Origin of the sequence: Bacteroides acidifaciens (assembly GCF_903181435.1) — a bacterium.
In the GTDB taxonomy this organism is placed as follows: Bacteria; Bacteroidota; Bacteroidia; order Bacteroidales; family Bacteroidaceae; genus Bacteroides.
Window position 1 is genome coordinate 547,174 of the sequence record NZ_CAEUHO010000001.1, and the last position, 22,163, is coordinate 569,336.

The following is a 22,163-nucleotide window of genomic DNA, read 5'->3' on the forward strand; positions in this document are numbered from 1 at the left end:
CCCTATTGTCAATTTTGCAAACGGTAACAAAATCATTTAATGACATGGAAATAAAAGAACGTATAAAGTTGTTGTTGGCTGAAATGAATAATGGTGTGTACGAAAAGGATACAGAAATAGGGTTAGCCTTATTGGCTGCCCTTGCAGGCGATAGTATATTATTATTAGGACCACCGGGGGTTGCAAAATCAATGATTGCCAGACGATTAAAAAATGCTTTTGTTAATGCGAAGAGTTTTGAATATTTAATGTCGCGTTTCTCTACTCCAGATGAAATCTTTGGACCAATAAGTCTTAGTCGTCTAAAATTGTCTGATAAATATGAACGAAATGTCAAAGGATATTTGCCAACGGCTGATGTCGTTTTTTTAGATGAAATATGGAAGGCTGGACCTGCTATTCAAAATACATTATTGACAGTGATTAATGAAAAAGTATTTCGGAATGGAGATGAAGAAATTCAATTGCCGTTGAAATTATTAGTGGCGGCTAGCAATGAGTTGCCGGCACAAGGTGAGGGACTGGAAGCTTTATGGGATCGTTTCTTAATTCGTACAGTTTGTACCTGTATTCAACAAGAAGAATTGTTTTATAAGATGTTGTTGAACGACATAGAAGACGAACATCTGAATTTTTGCTGGAGAATATCTAATGAGGAATATTTAGAGTGGAAACAACAAATAAAAAAAATTATCATATCCTCGGATACCTTGTCATGCATTACGGAAGTCCGTAGAAGATTGAAAAAAGTTGATGTTGGGGAAGAAGGTGGTAGGAGTGTATATGTGAGTGATCGTCGTTGGAAATGCATAATAAAAATGTTAAAAGCTTCAGCCTTTATGCATGGACGTACTGAAACCTTAATTCTTGATTTGTTGCCAATTTATCATTGCCTGTGGAATGAGCCTTGTGAATATGACAGTGTTCAAACGATTGTTATTCAATCTCTTTTTTTACAGATAAAAGAAAAACTGTCTTTTATTGTATTAGCCTTAAAAGCAGATTTGAAAGTTTGTAGGGTACATGAAGCATTGAAAAATGTCTCTACAAAAGATGATCACAGGGGGCAGCCTTTACGTATAGTTGATCATTTCTATTATCAGGTAGCTGAACATGGTACAGGAAATACTTATATTTTTATATCGGATTATATAAATTTACCAGATTATAAGAAAGTAGTAGGGCATGGTAATGCTCCTGTTCAGGGAATATTATATAGAGATCCCCAAAATCCTCAAAGAATGACTATTCGTGCATATTCAAATAGTTTGAATCGATATAAAGGTGAATTGGTTACTCTCTATCGAGATGATAAAGGATTGTATATAAATGGAGTGCGCTTTCCTATAATACAGCTTAAGAAAGGAGAAAAACAACAATTCGGTGTGGGAAATATAGCTGCAGTTTCAAAATGCAATTATGAAGTAGAGTTAGAAACGATAAGTATGCAGTTGGAAAATCTTGTTAGCCAAATATCTGGAAACCTTTTTGTTTCTCAGAAAGATAATATAAAAATAAAAGAATGTTTCTTGGCTATCAATAAAGAAATAACTTTAGCACATGTAGATGTACAAAAGTTACAATATGCAATCATTTAACTTTTTTGAGAATGCGGTTTATATGCAGATTCTAGATGTATATATAGAAACTGGAGAATGTAAAAAGATAGAAAACGGAAAGTCTGACCCTTTATATTCTTATCTAGAATCTGTAATGAATGATCCGTTGATAAAAATACAAGTATTAAGTGATGATATTTGTGCAAAATATTTTTATGATACTATGATGTCTTTTATCGTTTCTTGTTTGGAAAGAGAACGGTTTAACATACAGAGAAGTCAATCAGAACAGGAAGGTATGGAGCTTGTTTTAGAATGGTCTGAGAGAAAAAAGAAAGATGGGTGGCAAGCATTATTGAAACATATAGGAGGCAAATACCAGCAATATGGTTTTGATAAACGATTCTATCAAGGGGAATTTGGGAAAAATGGAAAATATGCAGACGAGAGCGTTTGGGAGAAGATGGTTGATGATTGGAAGGAAGCTTTTGAACAACAGATGAAAGAGCAGCAGGAACAATATATAAATGAACGTGATATCAAAAAAACTCTTCATGCGAATATAAAGAGTATTCCGGAATATTTGCAAAAGAATAAAATAGAAAAAGAAGAATTTTTCCAAACTTGGGGGATAATGGGTGGTCTATGGAATACTTATGACTTTGAACGTATACGAAAAATTGTAAGTATTCAAAAAGAGTATCCGATAATTACGAAAATAGCTAATCAAATGGGACGTATTGCGGACGAAGAAGGTAGTGAGGAAGTCTATACTGGCGGAGGTTTCTTTTATCAACTAGAGCATTCATCAAAATGTGATATACAAGGTATTACAGTAGGAAATAATTTCAATGTGTTATTGCCGATAGAGCTAGTGCTATATGCAGATGAGGATTTGGAAGATTTATTTACTTACAAATATTTGACCAATAAACTTCAGACCTTTCAGTGTAAGTCGGAGATAATACAACCTTTTAGACAATTAAGGATAAAATCTGCAAAACCTAAAGGACCTATTATCGTTTGTTTGGATACTTCAGAAAGTATGATGGGAAAACCACAAAAAATAGCAAACTCATTATTGATAAGATTATTAGAGATATCAGACCGACAGAAAAGAGATTGTTTTCTAATTGCATTTTCAATATCTGTTTATCCTATAGATGTTCGAAAAGAAAGGAAACATTTACTTAATTTTTTTTCAAATATAGCTTCTGGAGGTACAGACTCTACTCAAATGCTCGGACTTATGTTTGATTTGTTACAATCTAAAAAAGAGTATATAAACGCAGATGTGTTGTGGATTAGTGATTTTAAAATACCCCTACCTTCTTCAAGTTTACAATATAGAATGTTGGAGTATAAACAAGCGGGAACACATTTTTATGGTTTGCAAATCGGCGTAATAGTACAAAATGAATGGATGTCTTTTTTTGATCATATTTATCAGATAGGTTATATTCCTTCTAGAGGGCATTAGCAGAGGATTGTTCTTTAGTGGAATTGAAAAAGGTTGACTGATTGCAAAGAAAGTAAAATGGTAATTTATTCAAATAATATTTGACTTTATGTGGAAAACTGTTACATTTGTAAATAATGAATAATACAATTAGAGATGGCAAAAGATTTATTTAATAAATATATTTGGTTGGTGGATACTATCTATAGAGTAGGAAAAATTACGTTTGAAGAAATAAATAAGAGGTGGGTGTGTACTGAGATGAGCGGTGGAGAGGAAATTCCTCTTCGCACTTTTCATAATCACAGAAAAGCTATAGAAGAACTATTTGATATAAATATAGAATGCAATAAGCGTGGTGGCTATTATTATTATATTGAGAATCAAGAGAACATTGAAAAAGGCGGGGTACGTAATTGGTTATTGAATGCATTTGCGGTAAATAATCTGATCAATGAAAGTCATAGGCTTAAACAACGTATTTTGTTTGAAGAAATACCCTCTGGAAGACAATATTTAGCTTCCGTTATTGAAGCGATGCGGGACAGCCTTATAATTGAGTTAACTTATTGGAGTTTTTGGCGTGATAAACCACATACTTTTTTTATAGAACCTTATTGTGTAAAGGTGTTTAAGCAAAGATGGTATGTCATAGGGTATGCTCCTCATTATAATGCAATACGTACTTATGCATTAGAGCGTATTCAGGATTTAAAAATTACAGATAAAGTTTTTACTTATCCGCAGGATTTTGATCCTCAATTCTATTTTTCTACAAGTTTTGGTATTATAGTAGATGAATCTTGTAAAATAGAAAGGATAGAAATAAAAACTTTTGGAAACAAGACTAAATATATCCGATCTTTACCATTGCATATCAGTCAACAGGAAGTTGAAAACACAACGGAATATTCTGTTTTTGAATATCGATTACGTCCAACGTATGATTTTTGTCAAGAACTGTTGTCTCACGGAAGTGACTTGGAGGTGCTATCTCCTCAGTGGTTGAGAGAACAAATGAAAAATGTCATAAAGGATATGGAACTGTTTTATGAGTAGTTTTTATAGATATTACAACTGAGCCGTGAAGGATTTGTGAATAGGTTTGAATCCCTGTTCTTTGTATGCGCTAATAACCACCTGAATTACATAACCGAATTTATTTTTGACGTTCTCAATAAGCTCTCCCCTATATCCTCCGTCTGCCAATATGATTTTTATTCCCGAACAAAGTTCTTTCAATACTCTCATTAGCAGATAAGCCACCTTACTGTCATGAATATTGGCTACTATAACCATCACTGCAATAAGGAAGCCATTCTTGTCTACAACAATATGGCGTTTGACGCCTTTCACTTTTTTATTGCCGTCAACTCCGTTCAGAGACCGGTTATTGTCCCATTTAACGCTTTGGCTATCTATTATGCCTACACCGGGTTTCATGTTTTGATTCCGCTCTACCCGGACATGACCACGTAATCTGTCAAAAAGCAAATCGAAAACATCGAAAGAAGACCATTTCCGGTAATAGTAATAAACTGATTCCCTTTTGGGGAACTCTTTGGGAAGCATACGCCACCGGCAACCCGTTTTTACTAAATAAAATATGGCATTTCAAATCATACGCAAGTCATATTTTCGCTTTCTTGCAGATTCAGCACTTTTGTTATATATTGCCACTCGGTTTCCGTTAAATCTGTCTGATACATTTTTTTTAAGTAAGTTTGGTCACTTCAAATAAAGATATTATTGGGCAGGTACGGAAACATTCTTAAAATTTTATTTCAACCATTTTTAAACAGGCTCTTAAAAAGTATAGAACAAATACTTTTTTGCCAGATGGTAAGGGTTGTCGGTCATTTTGTCAGTCAATTTCTGACAAAGAATCATTTATTTGCTTTGGCACGCTTTTCGCAATGTATTTAGCGTCCCACCTGAAAAGATGGGCAACTTCTAACAATTATAATGTATAACTAAAATATAAAAAAGTAACTATGAACATTAAACCATTAGCAGACAGAGTGCTTATCCTCCCTGCACCTGCAGAAGAAAAAACAATTGGTGGTATCATTATTCCTGATACAGCAAAAGAAAAACCTTTGAAGGGTGAAGTTGTGGCAGTAGGTCACGGTACGAAAGATGAAGAAATGGTATTGAAAGTAGGCGATACGGTTCTTTATGGCAAATATGCCGGAACAGAACTTGACGTTGAAGGTACTAAATATCTTATCATGCGTCAGAGCGATGTTCTCGCTGTTTTGGGTTAATTAATAGTAAATCATAAATCTTAAATAGTAAATAAAGAGATGGCAAAAGAAATATTATTCAATATCGATGCCCGCGACCAATTGAAAAAAGGTGTCGATGCTTTGGCAAATGCAGTAAAAGTAACTCTCGGCCCGAAAGGACGTAACGTTATCATCGAGAAGAAATTCGGTGCTCCGCACATTACAAAAGACGGTGTGACAGTAGCAAAGGAAATCGAATTGGCAGATGCTTATCAGAATACCGGTGCACAACTGGTGAAAGAAGTAGCTTCCAAGACTGGTGACGATGCCGGTGACGGTACAACTACTGCAACTGTTCTCGCTCAGGCTATCGTAGCTGAAGGTTTGAAGAACGTTACTGCCGGTGCCAGCCCGATGGATATCAAACGTGGTATCGACAAGGCTGTTGCCAAAGTGGTAGAATCAATCAAATCACAAGCTGAGACAGTAGGTGATAACTATGACAAAATCGAACAGGTTGCTACCATATCTGCAAACAATGACCCTGTAATCGGTAAATTGATTGCCGACGCTATGCGTAAAGTTTCTAAAGATGGTGTTATCACTATCGAAGAAGCAAAAGGTACTGATACTACTATCGGTGTGGTAGAAGGTATGCAGTTCGACCGTGGTTATCTGTCGGCTTACTTCGTGACAAATACGGAGAAGATGGAATGTGAGATGGAGAAACCTTACGTCTTGATTTACGACAAGAAGATTTCTAACCTGAAAGATTTCTTGCCTATCCTCGAACCGGCTGTACAGACTGGTCGTCCTCTGTTGGTTATTGCAGAAGATGTAGACAGCGAAGCGTTGACTACTTTGGTAGTAAACCGTCTGCGTTCTCAGTTGAAGATTTGTGCTGTGAAAGCTCCGGGCTTTGGCGACCGTCGTAAAGAAATGCTTGAAGATATCGCTATCTTGACAGGTGGTGTTGTTATCAGCGAAGAAAAAGGTCTGAAACTGGAACAGGCTACTATCGAAATGTTGGGTACTGCCGACAAAGTAACTGTTTCTAAAGATAACACTACTATCGTAAACGGTGCCGGAAACAAGGACAGCATCAAGGAACGTTGCGAGCAAATCAAGGCTCAGATTGTTGCAACCAAGTCTGACTATGACCGTGAGAAATTGCAGGAACGTCTGGCTAAATTGTCAGGTGGTGTAGCTGTTCTTTACGTAGGTGCTGCTTCTGAAGTGGAAATGAAAGAAAAGAAAGACCGTGTAGACGATGCATTGCGTGCAACCCGTGCCGCTATCGAAGAGGGTATCATCCCGGGTGGTGGTGTAGCTTACATCCGCGCTATCGACAGTATCGAAGATTTGAAGGGTGACAATGCTGACGAAACAACCGGTATTGGTATCATCAAACGTGCCATCGAAGAACCGCTTCGCGAAATTGTTGCAAATGCGGGTAAAGAAGGTGCGGTAGTTGTTCAGAAAGTACGTGAAGGCAAAGGTGACTTCGGTTACAATGCTCGTACGGACGTTTACGAAAACCTGCACGCTGCCGGTGTGGTAGACCCTGCTAAGGTGGCTCGTGTAGCTTTGGAAAATGCAGCTTCAATCGCTGGTATGTTCCTGACTACTGAATGTGTGATTGTAGAAAAGAAGGAAGACAAACCTGAAATGCCGATGGGCGCTCCCGGAATGGGAGGTATGGGCGGAATGATGTAATTCCGGTTTCCTTAGAATGAATATATAAGAGTCGCTTCCGGATTTCCGGAGGCGACTCTTTTTGTTATTTACTGCTCTGATTCTTTAAAGATTCTACTTTGTTTCTTATCTTTGCAATATCACTGTGATATAGGAATAAAACATATGGGAAAGCGATTCTTACATTTATTTACTTGGGCTGAATATGCTGCAAGTTTTCATCATACAGCCCCACCAATAGGCTTTGTCCTTTATCATCCACTTTCAAACCACCATATGTTGCTTTTTGATAAAGAGTATCCTGTCCCTCTTCAAAGAAGAAAGATTCGGCACCGAGAAATACCCGGTTGTCTACTATCTTGTATTTGATAACTACTTCATTATCATTCAAGGGTGTCAGAGTATTCTGTAACCGTATAAGTTGACCTACCTGATTGCTATCTGTCTTTAATATGGCATAACCGCGTGTGGCGGTCTGCTCATCTATAAAGTCTGACAAAGATGAGTTTATTTCATAGTTAAGTCTCATATAATCTCCTTGCATGAGAGAACGAGGGTCAACGGGAGCTAAGTGTAATAATACTAATTGTCCATCCTTCAAAGTCTGTTCTTTTTTGAAAACTGACCAGTTGAAGTATCCCACTAACAATAGAAGATTTGCAATAATCAATATCCGGCTATATTTTTTCATGTCTTATTCTTTTTTGAGTGAAGAAATACCAGGCTGTAATGAATGCGATTCCAATAATGAATAACGTGATAGACTTAATAAGTAAGCTTATATTCAAATCATAGTAGTATTTGGAAACAGCATAGATAAAGAGGAGGAGTGAGGCTGCACACTCTGCTTTATAGCCATAATGGAAACATATCAGAATCAACAATAAGCTACCGGATAAATAAGGGGCAAATACAGTGGGCAGACAGATAACGATACAAAGAATATAGATGCCGGCCTGATGTACCGGGTTATCCACTTGCATGACTTTCATAATCCGTTGAACCATGATAAGAAGTCCTATCCATATAAATACAGACAGAATGCACGATATAATCCAATAATTCGTATCCCGTGTCAGATAATTAATTGACAACCCACTCATTAAAACAAGACAAGAGACGAACAGCCCGTAATGGAATGGCATGTATTTGGAAAAATTATTTCCTAACCGGGCAAGCAGTTTCACTTCGAAAAGATTGGTGAACAGGAATACTGCCATCACAGGAACTATTGCAATTTGCAAAGGATAGGAAGAAGAAAATATATGAGTTATTTCTCCAAATAAGGATATGATAAACGCAATCACTGAAAGAAAGGGCAGGATGAAACCTTTCGATAGGCAGAAGGTGAGCATACTGATTCCTATAAGTGCAATGAAAAGTATGTTCATATAATCACTAAGTCCAAAGCCAACCAATACGTATCCTGCAATATATAAAGTGATATTCATAGCATCGAGGAAAGACCGGATGACAAGACGGCTGATTGTTAATGTAGTAATAATTAATAAACTCCCGACTATCAGGCATGAGATTTCGGAGCTTAGGATTCGGGCAAGTGCAAGAAATCCGAGAAAGAAGATAGCAGTCAGTATTCCACCGATGATGGATACGACTTGAATTGTAAGATTATGCTTCTGTGCCATACCACTTCTTTTTTAGTTGAAGAATAATGTAGATAAGTAAGGTTGTTCCGGTGATAACCATCATTCCTGAGAAGAAGAATAGATTGACTTCTCTCAAATCGCTGTGGCATATGAATGCAGTCAATAGAATCATCAATGTCGCAAAAGGAATAGCAGCCAGGTAGAACAGATTCTTTTCTTTCCATCCAAACCATAGTCCCGCAGAGAATATAAGAATAGTGCTTATGAGTGAAACGATTATAGCTTTTTCTTCGCAGATGTCTGATGTCATGAGAAAACTGGCATCCGCAATGGCAGCCATTATAAGATAACTGGAGTGTACAATGGTAGCCAATGAAAGCAGGCTGACAAACCAGCGATTCTGTTTGTTCAGACTCCCTTTTATACTCATCCATTCAGTGATGACAGTTGCCAAAGCGCATATCCAGGTTACTGCATTGGCAAGTAAAATCATTTCCCATGAGCCGCGAGTGGCAATCTGTATATTGTACAGCCATATCGTAGTACAAAGTAATCCGATAAAAGTCAGCCATAACGGAGCAAAACGGGCGGCAACCGCCCAAAGGATAGTAAAAAGTGTCCAACCCAGGAAAAGGTCGTAGGCATCAGCACCTGTCTGATAAATTTGTCCGAAGACGGCAAAGAGCGTACCTATCAGGAAAGTCGCTCCTGTAAGAAGAATCTGTTTGACGAGCCTGCTCCATCGGGTGAATACGGTAAGCAAGACTGAAGATACTAATAATACTTCTACAATTCCCAGTTTGGCAAATTTGGGCAGGTCGTTCCAGTTATAGGCAAAGAAAAAGATGATACCTGATACAGTAAAACCAATGCCCGCAGCCAATAAGAAAATGGACAGAAACCGGTTCCATTCCTTTTTATTGGCGTAGAGAGCTTGTCGTGACGGGGGTAAATAGTCAGATTTTTCCATGTGTTTCTACTTTTTGATGATTACAAACATAAGAAAATAAAATGATTATCATAGAAAAGAATAATATAAAAAGGTTTGATTTCTAGGTGAAAACAATTATCTGCAAAGAAAAGTTCTAATTTAACATATACTAATGACGGCTTTGTGTCGGAACACATCGCGTTTTTTGTGTTAAAAAGAATTCTGTAACAACTTTTTAGCAAAGCTGAATAAACAAATGCAATATCCATTTGTTGTTTTTATAGGCGAAATCTTAACCTAAGTGTTTTTAAACCTCTTAATAACTGTAGAAAATGAATAGAAGTGAAATCGGTGTGAATGCCGGTAAAGTTTGGCAACTGCTCAGCAATAATGAGAAGTGGGGCTATGGACTTCTGAAAAGAAAATCCGGGCTGAAGGACAAAGAGTTAGGTGCTGCTTTAGGATGGTTGTCAAGAGAGAATAAGATAGAGTTCGATCAGTGTGATGAGGAACTTTACGTGTATCTCTGTGTGAATGTTTACATTGGCTAAAGGAGCTTAGTATCTGGACAAGAACAAAAGAGTCCCCGAAGTAACGACAGGATAGTCAATGCTTCGGGGATTTTTGTGTTGTATGCTCGGCATGAGTATTAGCTAACGGGTGCAAGTCCCCAATGAGCCCTAATAGCGGGAATCATACAGCCCATAGCAAGGGTGTCCACTGCGAGGTGGAATCTGAAAGAAGCTGGCGGCAAACATCTGGTCTGACGGACAGAAACTTCATATAAGGCATATAACTGCGGGTAAGGTTGCTAAACAAATTAAAGCCTTATAGCTATTCGGAACGGTTGGTGTAAATGAAGCAGACTTTAAAAATATTAGTTTGTAAACTTGTTTACAAAGACAGAATTATCTTTTAGCCAGGTTGCTGTAAAGAAAATGGGTACCCCAAAATCATTTGGACTGATATCAGAGTTTATATAATCCAATAGGTACTCCAAAGGGTTATCCGGTGTTATGTTTTCATTGGCAAGGGGATCCAAAATTAGTCCTCTGATTATTGAACTAGCCATGATTGATTTGCTTTTTTCCGATATATCGCCCTTCTTGGTAGTAGATTTATTTAAGATCTCATTCAACGCGACCTTTACATCTTGATAATCAAGGTTCGATTCAACAATTAGAATTGCTCGTCTTCCAAATTCAATAGAACTAACATAAATAAGTTCGCTTAATTGCTCTTGGACTATCGGCGAGTTGCTTAGTTCCCCCTCAGGCATATCCATAGCAATAGAAAAATAACTCTGGCTAATATCTAATACTGCCACTGTTTTATGAGTTAGATTAGGAGATGTTATTCTGAATAATTCGGATAAATTAATTTCCTCACCAAAAGATAAGGCTAGTTGTTCATAAGAATCTATCTGCTTCAATGTAAATGAAAACTGATAGTTAGGTTTCAACACATTATTATCTTGTAGCTTTTTTTGAATAGCCTTAAGCATATTATCGTATGAAGGTGTAATCGTTTCGGATTTTAAAGGCAAACTATAGCTGATTGTAATGGGATTCATTGGCACATTAAAAAGTTGATGTACATCGTTGACATCATTTGCTTTCATAATACCACCAATGAATGCTTTATAAGGATTTTTGACCGCAAACTTGGTTGACGTATACTGATTATTTTGAGCAAAACTGCTAACATGGAGAATAGAGAAGAATATAATGTATATTATTGCTGCTTTCATGTTTTCTATATTAAAGTTTAACTTCCGAGATTAATTCAAATGTGTACTGTACTTTTAGCCACGCCACCTGATTATTTAGAATGTTACTGCTTCCACCCAAATACGTAACTAGTTCGGAATATGATAATAATGAGAAATTCTGTCCTATCACCGACAATGAGCCATGAATATTGCTATCCTTTACCCAGAAGAAACCTGTATTAAGGATAAGTGTGGCTTCTCCGTCCCTACTTCCACAATAGTCCCATGTTCCAGTAACGCTGTTGTACAAATACAAATCACCCTTATTCCATTCGGCTTTATAGCCCTGAATTAAACCACCTCGCTTTATGATTGATACAGAATCATTTCTGAATATAATTTTTTCAGGTTGAAACATTGCTACACGATCCCCAAAATACTGACTGGACTTATCAATATCTATCACTCCAGGTTCCTGCCCAGCTGGTTTATACTGTAATTCCACAATATTCATGGATTTCGGGTAATAACTCAAACCGTCTATTGATGGCTGCTCAATGCTCTTGCGGTTATCATCAGAGCAAGATGTAGCTACAATTGCCACAAACAATATTAATAACAAAGGATTTAAATGCCGCAATATTGCTTTATCTCGCCCAATAATCTGCCGGCATTGTCTACTTAGGTTTACAGAAGAAAATCTAGATGTCCTTTTAGATATGCTATCTAATGTTACTAATAGGGATGATAGTGCTTTTCTTTTTATCATTGCTAATATTTTTATAATAAGTATATTATATATAATATTTATCTTGCCTAAATATGTTTTGCTTGCAGGGGGTACTTAATAAACGTATCAAAAACAGGAATGTTCTCATACATACCCAATATTACTCCTAAAAACTGATATTTAATACTTCCATTATATATTTCCTTCCCTGCGATAAATCTCTTTACACAAGTTAAATACTAAAATATTGCATAATAGGTGTTGAAGGTAACGATAAGCAATGTGAAAGTCTGGTTGCACCATACTCGCAAGAAAATATATGTATTAATGAACGGTAAATAATAGAAGAGAAGGTGGGAACGGAGAAGAATATGGAAGATGATGTGAGAAGATACCCGGTCGGAAGCTCCTTTGTTTCCACAGGATAAATACCGTTTGAACTATAATCTTTATTTTTACTCTTTCCCCAGTCTCTATTGGGGAAGAGGATACGATAACGGAGCAAATTCCGATAATGAGAGTGAATATAAACGGTTTCAAGCACAGGCGAAAGTAGACTTCATGTTCCGTATGGCAAAGAATTTCTATATCGGGCCGATGTTACTATCAGCTTTATGTGCCGTTTCTTATTTGGATGTCCGGCAGTTATCAGGAAACTCACCCTGAACACTGGCAAGCGGTAATGGAGAATAAGGATAAAGATGTGTCTTCCAGCAGTTCCTTCTTTCCGACCATGCTGGATTTGGGTGGAATAGAAACTCCTTATCGGGATGATTCGCAATCCGTGGCAACTTCGCTTTATCAGATGAAGCCGAGAGCCTATTTGAACGACCATAACGAGCCTCGTCCGTTGGATGATTTGGGTATGAAGAAGCAGGATTTCCAAATACTGGAGCAAAAGGAAATTGATTATTAGCCGGTTATTATAATTTGTGCTAAAATTTGAACCCAAAAGCGGGATTGGCGTGTTATTTGCCGTATGATGTATGAACGATTAAATTCATAAAACATGGCCTATATAGATTATTACAAGATTCTTGGAGTAGACAAAAGTGCTTCTCAGGACGATATCAAAAAGGCTTTTCGTAAGTTGGCCCGGAAATATCATCCTGACCTGAATCCCAATGACCCGAGTGCAAAGGATAAGTTTCAGGAAATCAACGAAGCCAATGAGGTATTGAGTGACCCCGAGAAACGTAAAAAGTATGATGAGTACGGAGAACATTGGAAGCATGCCGATGAATTCGAAGCGCAGAAACGGGCGCAGCAACAAGCCGGTGGCTTTGGCGGTGCGGGTGGTTTCGGCGGATTTGGTGGTGGACAGGGATTCTCTGACGGTAACGGAACATATTGGTACAGTTCTGACGGTGAAGGCTTCTCCGGCGGTAATGCCAGTGGTTTCTCCGATTTCTTCGAATCGATGTTCGGTGGGCATCGGGGCGGAAGAGGACAAGGTTCTGCGGGATTTCGTGGACAGGACTTTAATGCCGAACTTCACCTGTCTCTTCGTGACGCTGCCCAGACGCATAAACAGATATTGACTGTCAATGGCAAACAAGTGCGTATCACTATTCCTGCCGGTGTAGCCGACGGGCAAGTGATTAAACTGAAAGGTTATGGAGCCGAGGGTATCAACGGCGGGCCTGCGGGCGACTTGTATATCACTTTCGTCATCGCTGAAGACCCGGTATTCAAACGCCTGGGTGATGATTTGTACATAGATGTGGAAGTAGACCTTTACACAGCCGTGCTGGGGGGTGAAAAGCTGGTCGACACGCTGGACGGTAAAGTGAAACTGAAGATAAAACCGGAAACCCAGAACGGTACGAAAGTCCGCCTGAAAGGTAAAGGATTCCCGGTTTATAAGAAGGAAGGACAATTCGGTGACTTGATTGTGACCTATTCTGTCAAGATTCCTACGAACCTGACGGACAGACAGAAAGAGTTGTTCCGCGAGTTACAGAGTATGAACTAAAAAGAATGAGTACTATGCAGACCGAATTAATTATTGTCAGTGAATACTGTCACAAATGTCATATTGAGCCTTCATTCATAGATATGCTGGAAGAAGGCGGTTTGATTAATGTACATACCGAAGACGGCGAACATTATCTGCTTTTGTCGGAACTACCTAGCGTAGAGCGTTATAGCAGAATGTACTACGACTTGTCCATCAACATGGAGGGGATTGATGCCATCCATCATTTGCTGGAAAGAATGGAAGATATGCAGCGTGAAATGAGTTCGCTCCGCAACCAGCTTTTACTGTATCGGCAACGGGAAATAGAAGAGGTTGACTGGTAAAAAAACGAAGGCTCCGTTTGCACCAAACAGAGCCTCTATTCATATAAAACAGAGGGTCTGATGGGATGAATCAGACCCTCTGTTTTTTTGTATGATAATAGCACAAATGATTTTATCCGATGTATGTACAAATTTCTTCCAGATAGTGTGCGTCAACCATATCGAAAGTATCCAGTGTATCACTGTCTATATCCAATACCCCGATTACTTCACCCTGTTTTATTATCGGCACTACTATTTCCGATTTTGAATCCGAACTGCATGCTATATGTCCGGGAAACTGCTCTACATCAGGGACAATCAGTGTACGCGCCTCTTTCCAGGCTGTTCCGCAAACTCCCCTGCCGAGGCGGATGCGTGTGCAGGCGATAGGGCCTTGGAACGGACCTAGTACGAGTTCATCTCCTTTCACAATATAGAAACCTGCCCAAAAGAAACCGAAAGTCTGTTTTAGGGCCGCCGCAACATTGGCAAGGTTGGCTATGAAATCTGTTTCCGTGCTTACCAGGGCATGTAGCTGAGGGAGTAATTCACGATATTTCTCCTCTTTGTTTCCTGTGTTGATTGATAAATTTTCTGCCATATCGTTCTTATTTGATTTGGTTCAGGATACTCGGGTCTTTTATCTTATCGTCTTCTGCGAAGAAGATTATCTTCGTCAATATCTCGGCGGTCTTCGGGTCTTCGTCTACAAAAGGCAGGAACAGGCGTCCGCGGCTCTGCGAATGTACCGGAAGAACTGCAATTTGCGCACCGCCTTCCTGATGAATCACGCCGCTGCCCAAGTGGATGTTATATTTTCCCAGCTTGCCTTCGATATGGGCAAAGTTGCCTGTCACCTTCACATTATTGAGATGGAATAATGGCATAGTAAGTTCCACCAACACCCTGCGCATTTCGATGGTAGAGTGACTGGTTTCCGGGTCGACACTTCCGGCATGGGCTACACTGACCGCCAAATCCACGTCTCTCATCACTTCGGAGAATATAACGGGCGGAATCTCTGAAATATTCATCAGTTTGTAGTCCCTGCGGTTGTGGAAGCAGACAAATTCCAGTGTCGGAGCTTCGATGTCGGCAGGTGAGAACCAGTCTGCCATCGCGTAGATGGTGGCGATAATATTCTCTTTATAATATACCTTTTGAAGCCCGTCTTCATAATCGGCTACCCATCGGCGTCCTTTCAGGACGGCAACGGTTTTCCGGGGTTGAATCTGGTTTCCGGCATAGCGGCGGGTTTGTGTGGCTTTTTCCTCTTCCGGAGTCGGTATATACAGTTCGCGGAACACTTGCTTGAAAGGTTGGCGGATAGCTTTGTCGAACAGGAATTTCTGATACGTATGCCAGTCGCCGCTCGCGTACAGGTCGGTAGGATGGGCGATACGTAATTCGTCTTTTGGTTTCAGTGGGAAACAAACGGCATTCGCTGTCACCAACAATCCGTCGGTATAGAAACCTGTTTGTCCGTTACTGATAAAGACAAGATGCTTCAGTAATGGCCAGATAACAGGATTCTGCATCAGTTTGCGAAGTTCGTTTTCTTCAAAGCGCGTACAGTCTTCCATAGCCTGTTCCAGCATGATACGCGAACGGGTATGTTGGTCTTTCAGTTTTTTGTGTACCGCTTTCAATTCTTCTACATACGGATGCTTTTTCAACTTGGTGGGCATGCTGTTGAGCTCTTTCCCGGCTTTGATTTGTTTCATCTCCGCCTTGCCTTCGTCGTTGATTTGTACATAGACTTCCACACCGTCTATCTCTTTCGGGGACAGGTAAGGGAGAAGTTCTTTAATCAGTTCCGTTTCCATGCTCCAGGTCAGGCGGGTGACGTCACCGTAACCGGAGTTGAGAGCCAGGTTTTGCAAAGCAATGGCCACTGCTTTCTTTTCGCTTTCCTGTCTTTGTGCTCCGAAGTCCTTGCTTTCTTTCAGGAACTTTTGCAGGAATTGGTAGCGTTCCAACAGTTCCTTATCCGCTTTTTTCCCTAATGGGATAAGGCCGTAGCTCATCAGCAGGTCTTTGTTGCGCTTGGCTGAGATTTCTTTCTTTATATCTGCCGCTTTCACTGCGCCGTTGGTGGCGTCGGCAAACTTGCGGGCACGAGTGTGGCTGTTGCTGCATGAGATATATTTGGCGGCATTGTAAACCACTTCAAAGCGTTGTTTGCCAATTGTCTTGAAAGCATCTTTGAACCAGCCGATGTCGAAAGCGCCTTCCCGAAGGTCTTCTACGGCTATCGGAGTATAGCGGGCGATAATTGCTTTTTTCTTGTCGTCGCAAGTCTCGTTGGTATGGGCATGGAAATAGTAAGCTGCGCTTGTCAGTCCTTTCCATCCTGTTGCCTGTTCGGCAAGTTCTATCCATTGGGGAGCGAACATGGCGGCTTCCACTAGTCGTTCGTCGCTGATTTCGGCTTGTTTCGCCAGTTTCTTGAGATGGGCGCTTGTGTCTGTTGGCAACGGATAACAAGCATGGAGCAGGCTGCTCAATACTCCCCGTTTCGTGTTCCGCCAATTGTAGCTGTCGCGTATGAACGTATCTTTGCCGAACGCTTGCAGGATGCGTATGAATGTTCCGGCTCCATAGACACAGGTCAGTTCTTCTGCCAGGCGGGTCACTTGTGTCTCGGAATCTCCGCGTGATAGTTCTATCTCCAGAATCCGGTCGACTACCTTTTGCAATAACGGTCGGAATAGAGTGAAGTTGAAGTCTTTGATATAAGCGAACCGCTCTCTGTCCATCTCGTTGGAGCGACGGTTTTCATTCAATGCCAGAGTGATGTTCTTTATTTGTATGGGGGAATTGACACGTCCTGTCAGTTCGCGATATATTTCTTCCGTCGGAATCAATCCCAGCATCCATGCACGGGCAAAGTCTGCGGATTGCAGATAAGAATTGGTTTCTTCAAGTTCGGGCGTGTGTTCCATATAGTTGGTGAGCTTATATAGCTGATAGCGCACGGTGAAGTAACGGGTAAACAGCTCATCGTCTATCGGTTTGCTGGGCATGTCAAGCCAGAATTGCACAAACTTATTGTTGTGTATCGGGTAAACAATGACTTTTTCTCCGTATTCCATTGAATCTCTGAGCCATGTATGCTTGTTTGTATATTGGCGGAAGATATTTTTTGTATTGAGCAATGGTGTTAGTTGGAGCAACATATTGGCGGCCATTCGCTGATAAACCGCTTCGTCTCTGTATTCGTAGGCCAGTGCGTCGATGATGTCTTCCATTTGGTCATAATAAGGCAATTTCCGGAGTACTTTCTGTAATCCGCGGTAACTGAAACCTGCATACATCTTGTTTATAAGCGGTTCGAAGCTATTGGCGGATTTGATATCGGCCTTTCTGTCTTCTTCATCCTCTTCGTCATAGTCATCATTCTCTTGGGCGACACCTGTTGACGCTAGCATGAAACTCATCATCAATAAATTCTCGTAACTTCCGATTTCCCGTTCGTAGAAATCCATCCAAAGTTCCGGGAGTCCAAGACCACTTAGTCCACCGTAGTTGCTCCATTTCATCAGTACGCTGTTACCCACTAGTCGCGCTTCTCCGTAGTCGTTTTTGAACTCATCGTTTTTGTGCGCGGCGATGTATTTGCTCAGCCTTTCGAACGTAAGTTTCGCTCTTCCGTAGCTGATAAACTCAAATGCTTTCTTGACATAGAACCCTTTATCCGGTGTGATTTCCGGCAGGCTGACTTCCAATGTGGGATGGTACAGACCGAAACCGTTTTCTTTGGTATAGTGCTGCGTAGCTTTCTTCTCTGTTCCGTCGCCAATCAAGGACTCTATCAATACCTTTTCTTTGGCATTTGGTTTTTGAATCTCTTTGATGGCAGGAAGAAGTTCCTGGTAGATGTCTTGCAGGTATTCTACGTTATGAATCGTCTTCATCATATCCAGTCCCGCCAGGCGGCGTTCGGCAACCTTGTCTGTGACTAACCGGCGGATGCTTCCTGCCAGTTCTTCTTTCGGTTGCTTCATAAGCAGGTTGATGGCATTGATACGCATTTCGCTATATTTGAAACGTAGCAGTTCTTCTACTTTCAGGTTCTGCTCGGGCGATAATGCCATTCCGGACAATACTTTGTAAGCCTCGTTGCGTACATCCAGTGAGCGGTCGCCCAATGATTGGAGTATGTATTCTTCTTGCAGCGGACTGGTAGGCGGATTCAGGGCAATGCCGATATAGCTTGCCCGCATATAGGAATCAAGGGATGCCAGATAGCCGCAAAGCTCATCTTTCATGGCAGAATCATTCAGCATCCAGACGATATATGCCATCTTGAGGATAACTTCCGAACGGGTCAGTTGTGTATTTTCCCAAGGGAAGATATAGGGAGCATAGGTTTCTTTGGCTGAGATGGAGTGGTAGATTTGCTTTAAATATCCATAGTGACGTACTGCTTCTTCCTTGTTCTCAAAGTAATCAGTGAATTTGGGGCCTTCACGTCCGCCATATCGGCTGAGATAGAAATTTGTAAGATAGAGCGGGAGAATGGCCGCTACGACCGACGGGTCGTTGTGCCATTTTTCAAACGCTTCTTTACTGATGCAATAACTCATGCCGGAGTGTTGAGTACAGAGCAGGAAATAGAGGAAAGTCTGTACCTGATGCTTGGCTCCATTTTTGATAATTTCGGGTGCAAGTGCCTGGATATCGTTGGTATTATAGAACCCGATACTCCATAAAGCCAGATAAAGTTCGACTGTATCTTTGCTTTGAAGGGCTTTGCGCGCTTGTTCCTGATTGTTCAGGAAGTGCAGGATTAGTTCTATATATTTATTGGTGACACGTTCGCTGCTGTCCTGTTCTCCGATGTCCGTACTTACTGCGATACCACGTTTCACGGAAGCAAAACGTTGGAGCCCGTTTTCATAAATCACCGTAAGCAGATGAAGATAGCTCTCGGGACATCCTTCGTCCATCGTTTCCACGATAGCCTGTCGAAGTCCTTCCTGTAGTTTGGCAGCCAGCAGCAATTTTCCTTCCAGTTCCAGCAACGGACGATATCCGCTCATTGCGATAGCCTTGAGATGCCCCTGGTTGAGGCGGTTGGCGTTATTCTCGCTGGTCAGTACGTTATGCAGGTATTCAATGACCGTTTGGTTACCTTCTGCTATTTGGGCGGCTGTCCAGTCCTCGCAGCTCATACAGTCTTTGTATGCTTCTATTTCTTCCGGTGTATTTCCACCGTTCAGTATGGCTTGTTCCGTAAAGCCGGTGGCACGCAACTTTAAGAATTGTGTAAGTGCGTCTATGATGTGGTTGAAGTGCAGATAAGGGTTGGCGGCACGTTGTGAACGCCGTGAATAGCCTTGAGTGTACGGGCAATGTACTTTGAGTTTCAGATAGGTGTGGAACAGGCGGGCATATTCATCCCCTAATATGTAACGGAGCAGTTTATTCAACTTTCCATCGAAAAGATTGTCTACGCTCTTGATTCTTTCTTCTTTGATGATGCTTATAATGCAGGGTTCCAGCTTGTCGCTATAAGTGCCGTACCGGGTATCCATATTAAAGTATAACATGAATATGTCAAACAAGGCGGCTGTCTCTTTGTCCAGGCTATTCTTCTTTTTGGTCAATCTCTCCAAGTATGGAAGTACCCGTTTGTTTAATGCTTCATTATAAATAAGTCTCATGATTCTATTTGTTTTTAAGTGTTTTGTAGGATATTAGGATATAATGATTACCATAACCTTCCCGATAGCATAGCCAGCCGGATGAAGGTTAATGTGGAGTCTTCTTCTAGCAGGATGGGAGAGGATAAGTCTCCCGTTTCCGCATCATTGATAAAGATACGGAAAATTCCGTCCTCGTATGATTGCAGGGCATTGGTGATTGCTTCGACTTCTGCGGCAGGTTTGCCGTTATAGTTTACTGCAAAACCAACTTTGCCGGAAGTTGCTTTATTTTCCACTTCTTCCTGTGTGAGGTATTTTAGTACTTCGCTTTGTTGCAAGCGTTCATTATATTCACAGACTTGCCAACTGACGATGGCTTCAATCAACCCCTGTACATCGACAGGCGGAATAGGAAAATCGACAGGAATCTTTTCGATACTGCATTTTCGCTTTCCTAACTGTTTGACTTGGACATATACTCTCATATTCTCTTTATTGGGTGATCTGAATACTTGATGTAATAGCATTCAGATCGGTTTCGGCTTCTTCATCATAGACAAGCATAACAATGGCAAAAATTCGCTTCTTGCTTTCTTGGAAATAGTGTAATACAATTTGTTGTATGTCTTCTCCCGGTTCATCAGGAGTTCCGATGTGCAGAGGGTTTGTAGTTTTTGTCATGGATAGCCCGTTGATGTTGATATTGCTCTGCTTATAGTCTTCCGATGGTTCTCCTTGTGCATTTCGCGGGAGAGTGAGCGATAACTTCTTGATATGTTCAAACTCTTTTTGTGTATCGTAGGTCAGAGCGGTAACCGTCAGTTGGTTGGCACCGTTGACGAGCCTAAGCAACGGAGGTTCTGCGCTGGGAGTCAATCCTTTCGCTCCTGTTATTTTCCTCCAGTTGGTAGGATACTGGCAACTGAAATTTGTTTCTGCATCGTAATAAGAAAGCCATGTATCGTTATTGCCTATCGGAACGTATGGAGGATAGTGGCTGATAGAAGAACTGTTGGCAGTCTTCATGTCGGCTTGGTTACCATTTTCGTTTTCTTCTTCCAGTTCACCATTCAGATAGGCTTCTACAATACCGCTTTCCCATTCACTGCGTATGTCTTGATAAAGAGGGGGAACGTTCTTGCAAAGCATCAAGAAGCTGAACAGGAAAATGCAAAAGATACCAAGCTCCCCAAGGATTGAAACGGTGCGTTGCGCATCGGCTTTTTCAAATTTATAGCTGCATACATAGATGATTCCCAGTAGGAAACCGCTTAATAATCCGCCAATATGTGCAGCGTTGTCAATCCCGGCTTTCATGCCATAAACCAGATTGTAACCGACAAAAATAAGGATACTGGTCAATAATGCTTTCCGTTGTTCCTTTGCGATGCGATAGAAGAACAGGAAGGCGAGGAATATACCATAAAGTCCGAAGATAGCTCCGGAGGCTCCGGCACTGATTGTCTCGCTGTGCATATAAAGACTGAATACTGCCGAACATAGTCCGGTCAGTAAATAAGACATGAACATCCGACGGCTTCCTATCAGTCCTTCCAGTAGAAGTCCTACGTACATGAAAGCGTACATATTCATTAGTAGATGAAAAGCACCGATATGTATGAAGTTACAGGTCACTGCACGCCACCAGTCGCCTGTAAGGGTCAGCGGTCCGAAGTCGGCTCCCCATTTCAGCAGTGATAAGGTGGAAGGAGACATGATTCCCACTCCGGATGCAATCATCACAATAAATACAAGGATGTTGAGGTCTATCAGGATAGGTGTTGCCATAGAACCTTTGCGGGGAATAAAGAACGACCAGAAAGAGTTCCTTTTCTTTTCTTCCTCCAGATAGGCTTTTTCTTCTTCTGTGAGCGGACGGTTACACTCTTCCTCGAAATCTTTTGCCTTTTGGGTTAGCTCTTCCGGGGTAAGGGATGTTTTTATTTCTTTCATCGTCTCGCGTAGCTTTTGTATATTTTTTCTGTTCTTTCCATAGTCTACAAATTGTACGGAAGAGGATTGGCTACGCACAGCTACTTCTCCATCGCTTCCCGGTTCTATGGTGAAGGTTATTTCCTCTCCATGAGAATACATATTGAACGGGACTTCGAATCGTGCTCCTTCCGGAGTCACTTCCTCGATATTCCACTCCAGCTTTTGCGAAGCTTCAAGAGCCAGTATAAGGATTTCTGTTTTTGATAAACCCGGTAAATGCAGTTTGTCGTTATATGAAGGTTTGAGTGCCATATTTCTATTCTTATATAGAGTCGTCGATTAAAAATTACTTATCTCACTGACAAATGTAT

At 40.7% G+C, this 22,163-nt stretch carries 18 protein-coding genes and 2 pseudogenes; 10 read left to right on the forward strand and 10 right to left on the reverse strand.

Annotation, left to right across the window (positions count from 1 at the left end; all coding sequences use genetic code 11):
* Positions 1-44: 44 nt before the first annotated feature.
* The 3 genes from CLIN57ABFB40_RS02165 to CLIN57ABFB40_RS02175 all read left to right on the forward strand — a co-directional run bounded on the left by CLIN57ABFB40_RS02165 (position 45) and on the right by CLIN57ABFB40_RS02175 (position 4,077).
* Entirely contained in the window at positions 45-1,598 is a 1,554-nt protein-coding gene (locus CLIN57ABFB40_RS02165) for an AAA family ATPase (protein ID WP_175628689.1), read from the forward strand.
* The gene (locus CLIN57ABFB40_RS02170) at positions 1,585-3,039 is read left to right on the forward strand and encodes a VWA domain-containing protein (RefSeq protein WP_175628690.1); all 1,455 of its coding nucleotides are present in this window, start codon (positions 1,585-1,587) and stop codon (positions 3,037-3,039) included. The genes CLIN57ABFB40_RS02165 and CLIN57ABFB40_RS02170 overlap by 14 nt, the downstream gene beginning before the upstream one ends.
* A 135-nt stretch (positions 3,040-3,174) precedes the next feature.
* Entirely contained in the window at positions 3,175-4,077 is a 903-nt protein-coding gene (locus tag CLIN57ABFB40_RS02175) for a WYL domain-containing protein (protein ID WP_175628691.1), read from the forward strand.
* Positions 4,078-4,089: 12 nt separating this feature from the next.
* On the opposite strand, the gene CLIN57ABFB40_RS02180 is transcribed toward CLIN57ABFB40_RS02175, so the two are convergent.
* Positions 4,090-4,590: a transposase gene (locus CLIN57ABFB40_RS02180; protein ID WP_175628692.1), complete on the reverse strand. Its 501-nt coding sequence runs from the start codon at positions 4,588-4,590 to the stop codon at positions 4,090-4,092.
* A gap of 422 nt (positions 4,591-5,012) precedes the next feature.
* Between CLIN57ABFB40_RS02180 and CLIN57ABFB40_RS02185 the strand changes: the two genes are divergently transcribed.
* Entirely contained in the window at positions 5,013-5,285 is a 273-nt protein-coding gene (locus CLIN57ABFB40_RS02185) for a co-chaperone GroES (protein WP_004314007.1), read from the forward strand.
* A gap of 39 nt (positions 5,286-5,324) precedes the next feature.
* On the forward strand, positions 5,325-6,962 hold the full coding sequence (gene groL / locus CLIN57ABFB40_RS02190) for a chaperonin GroEL (RefSeq protein ID WP_175628693.1): 1,638 nt from the start codon (positions 5,325-5,327) through the stop codon (positions 6,960-6,962).
* Between the two features lie 169 nt (positions 6,963-7,131).
* Here groL and CLIN57ABFB40_RS02195 read toward each other — a convergent pair whose 3' ends face one another.
* From CLIN57ABFB40_RS02195 to CLIN57ABFB40_RS02205, 3 genes are read right to left on the reverse strand one after another with little or no spacing between them, the layout of a single operon-like run.
* Positions 7,132-7,632, reverse strand: coding sequence for a GDYXXLXY domain-containing protein (locus tag CLIN57ABFB40_RS02195; RefSeq protein ID WP_175628694.1), 501 nt, complete (start codon positions 7,630-7,632; stop codon positions 7,132-7,134).
* The gene (locus tag CLIN57ABFB40_RS02200; RefSeq protein WP_175628695.1) at positions 7,619-8,587 is read right to left on the reverse strand and encodes a DUF4401 domain-containing protein; all 969 of its coding nucleotides are present in this window, start codon (positions 8,585-8,587) and stop codon (positions 7,619-7,621) included. The genes CLIN57ABFB40_RS02195 and CLIN57ABFB40_RS02200 overlap by 14 nt, the downstream gene beginning before the upstream one ends.
* Entirely contained in the window at positions 8,571-9,518 is a 948-nt protein-coding gene (locus tag CLIN57ABFB40_RS02205) for a DUF2157 domain-containing protein (RefSeq protein WP_175628696.1), read from the reverse strand. Before CLIN57ABFB40_RS02205 ends, CLIN57ABFB40_RS02200 begins: the two co-directional genes overlap by 17 nt.
* Before the next feature lie 293 nt (positions 9,519-9,811).
* Here CLIN57ABFB40_RS02205 and CLIN57ABFB40_RS02210 point away from each other — a divergent pair, with 293 nt between their 5' ends.
* Positions 9,812-10,030: a winged helix-turn-helix domain-containing protein gene (locus CLIN57ABFB40_RS02210; protein WP_022136827.1), complete on the forward strand. Its 219-nt coding sequence runs from the start codon at positions 9,812-9,814 to the stop codon at positions 10,028-10,030.
* Positions 10,031-10,356: 326 nt separating this feature from the next.
* Here the strand turns inward: CLIN57ABFB40_RS02210 and CLIN57ABFB40_RS02215 are convergent, their stop codons facing one another.
* Together CLIN57ABFB40_RS02215 and CLIN57ABFB40_RS02220 are read right to left on the reverse strand one after the other, a co-directional pair.
* Positions 10,357-11,229, reverse strand: a complete 873-nt coding sequence (locus CLIN57ABFB40_RS02215; RefSeq protein WP_175628697.1) for a thiol-activated cytolysin family protein — start codon at positions 11,227-11,229, stop codon at positions 10,357-10,359.
* A gap of 10 nt (positions 11,230-11,239) precedes the next feature.
* On the reverse strand, positions 11,240-11,959 hold the full coding sequence (locus CLIN57ABFB40_RS02220; RefSeq protein ID WP_254871687.1) for a hypothetical protein: 720 nt from the start codon (positions 11,957-11,959) through the stop codon (positions 11,240-11,242).
* A 372-nt stretch (positions 11,960-12,331) separates the two neighbouring features.
* Between CLIN57ABFB40_RS02220 and CLIN57ABFB40_RS02225 the strand changes: the two are divergent.
* From CLIN57ABFB40_RS02225 to CLIN57ABFB40_RS02240, 4 genes and pseudogenes are all read left to right on the forward strand, one after another.
* Positions 12,332-12,520, forward strand: a pseudogene (locus CLIN57ABFB40_RS02225) (hypothetical protein); the annotation flags it as partial.
* Between the two features lies 1 nt (position 12,521).
* Positions 12,522-12,836 (forward strand): annotated as a pseudogene (locus CLIN57ABFB40_RS02230) (hypothetical protein); the annotation flags it as partial.
* Between the two features lie 93 nt (positions 12,837-12,929).
* On the forward strand, positions 12,930-13,895 hold the full coding sequence (locus CLIN57ABFB40_RS02235) for a DnaJ C-terminal domain-containing protein (RefSeq protein WP_175628698.1): 966 nt from the start codon (positions 12,930-12,932) through the stop codon (positions 13,893-13,895).
* A gap of 14 nt (positions 13,896-13,909) precedes the next feature.
* A complete protein-coding gene (locus tag CLIN57ABFB40_RS02240; protein ID WP_175628699.1) occupies positions 13,910-14,224 on the forward strand; it encodes a chaperone modulator CbpM in 315 nt (104 codons plus the stop codon).
* Between the two features lie 112 nt (positions 14,225-14,336).
* Here the strand turns inward: CLIN57ABFB40_RS02240 and CLIN57ABFB40_RS02245 are convergent, their stop codons facing one another.
* From CLIN57ABFB40_RS02245 to CLIN57ABFB40_RS02260, 4 genes are read right to left on the reverse strand one after another with little or no spacing between them, the layout of a single operon-like run.
* Positions 14,337-14,807: a GAF domain-containing protein gene (locus CLIN57ABFB40_RS02245; RefSeq protein ID WP_175628700.1), complete on the reverse strand. Its 471-nt coding sequence runs from the start codon at positions 14,805-14,807 to the stop codon at positions 14,337-14,339.
* A 7-nt stretch (positions 14,808-14,814) separates the two neighbouring features.
* A complete protein-coding gene (locus CLIN57ABFB40_RS02250; RefSeq protein WP_175628701.1) occupies positions 14,815-19,875 on the reverse strand; it encodes a DUF4132 domain-containing protein in 5,061 nt (1,686 codons plus the stop codon).
* Positions 19,876-19,922: 47 nt separating this feature from the next.
* A complete protein-coding gene (locus CLIN57ABFB40_RS02255) occupies positions 19,923-20,342 on the reverse strand; it encodes a hypothetical protein (protein WP_120470468.1) in 420 nt (139 codons plus the stop codon).
* Between the two features lie 7 nt (positions 20,343-20,349).
* On the reverse strand, positions 20,350-22,104 hold the full coding sequence (locus CLIN57ABFB40_RS02260) for a rhomboid family intramembrane serine protease (RefSeq protein ID WP_175628702.1): 1,755 nt from the start codon (positions 22,102-22,104) through the stop codon (positions 20,350-20,352).
* Positions 22,105-22,163 lie beyond the last annotated feature (59 nt).

What these genes read in the sequence shown, in the direction of transcription:
- CLIN57ABFB40_RS02260 (WP_175628702.1), bottom strand. Translation starts at nt 22,104, where the DNA reads ATGGCACTCAAACCTTCATATAACGACAAACTGCATTTACCGGGTTTA.
- CLIN57ABFB40_RS02195 (WP_175628694.1), bottom strand. Translation starts at nt 7,632, where the DNA reads ATGAAAAAATATAGCCGGATATTGATTATTGCAAATCTTCTATTGTTA.
- CLIN57ABFB40_RS02180 (WP_175628692.1), bottom strand. Translation starts at nt 4,590, where the DNA reads ATGCTTCCCAAAGAGTTCCCCAAAAGGGAATCAGTTTATTACTATTAC.
- CLIN57ABFB40_RS02215 (WP_175628697.1), bottom strand. Translation starts at nt 11,229, where the DNA reads ATGAAAGCAGCAATAATATACATTATATTCTTCTCTATTCTCCATGTT.
- CLIN57ABFB40_RS02255 (WP_120470468.1), bottom strand. Translation starts at nt 20,342, where the DNA reads ATGAGAGTATATGTCCAAGTCAAACAGTTAGGAAAGCGAAAATGCAGT.
- groL (WP_175628693.1), top strand. Translation starts at nt 5,325, where the DNA reads ATGGCAAAAGAAATATTATTCAATATCGATGCCCGCGACCAATTGAAA.
- CLIN57ABFB40_RS02220 (WP_254871687.1), bottom strand. Translation starts at nt 11,959, where the DNA reads ATGATAAAAAGAAAAGCACTATCATCCCTATTAGTAACATTAGATAGC.
- CLIN57ABFB40_RS02175 (WP_175628691.1), top strand. Translation starts at nt 3,175, where the DNA reads ATGGCAAAAGATTTATTTAATAAATATATTTGGTTGGTGGATACTATC.
- CLIN57ABFB40_RS02165 (WP_175628689.1), top strand. Translation starts at nt 45, where the DNA reads ATGGAAATAAAAGAACGTATAAAGTTGTTGTTGGCTGAAATGAATAAT.
- CLIN57ABFB40_RS02170 (WP_175628690.1), top strand. Translation starts at nt 1,585, where the DNA reads ATGCAATCATTTAACTTTTTTGAGAATGCGGTTTATATGCAGATTCTA.
- CLIN57ABFB40_RS02240 (WP_175628699.1), top strand. Translation starts at nt 13,910, where the DNA reads ATGCAGACCGAATTAATTATTGTCAGTGAATACTGTCACAAATGTCAT.
- CLIN57ABFB40_RS02235 (WP_175628698.1), top strand. Translation starts at nt 12,930, where the DNA reads ATGGCCTATATAGATTATTACAAGATTCTTGGAGTAGACAAAAGTGCT.
- CLIN57ABFB40_RS02205 (WP_175628696.1), bottom strand. Translation starts at nt 9,518, where the DNA reads ATGGAAAAATCTGACTATTTACCCCCGTCACGACAAGCTCTCTACGCC.
- CLIN57ABFB40_RS02245 (WP_175628700.1), bottom strand. Translation starts at nt 14,807, where the DNA reads ATGGCAGAAAATTTATCAATCAACACAGGAAACAAAGAGGAGAAATAT.
- CLIN57ABFB40_RS02250 (WP_175628701.1), bottom strand. Translation starts at nt 19,875, where the DNA reads ATGAGACTTATTTATAATGAAGCATTAAACAAACGGGTACTTCCATAC.
- CLIN57ABFB40_RS02210 (WP_022136827.1), top strand. Translation starts at nt 9,812, where the DNA reads ATGAATAGAAGTGAAATCGGTGTGAATGCCGGTAAAGTTTGGCAACTG.
- CLIN57ABFB40_RS02185 (WP_004314007.1), top strand. Translation starts at nt 5,013, where the DNA reads ATGAACATTAAACCATTAGCAGACAGAGTGCTTATCCTCCCTGCACCT.
- CLIN57ABFB40_RS02200 (WP_175628695.1), bottom strand. Translation starts at nt 8,587, where the DNA reads ATGGCACAGAAGCATAATCTTACAATTCAAGTCGTATCCATCATCGGT.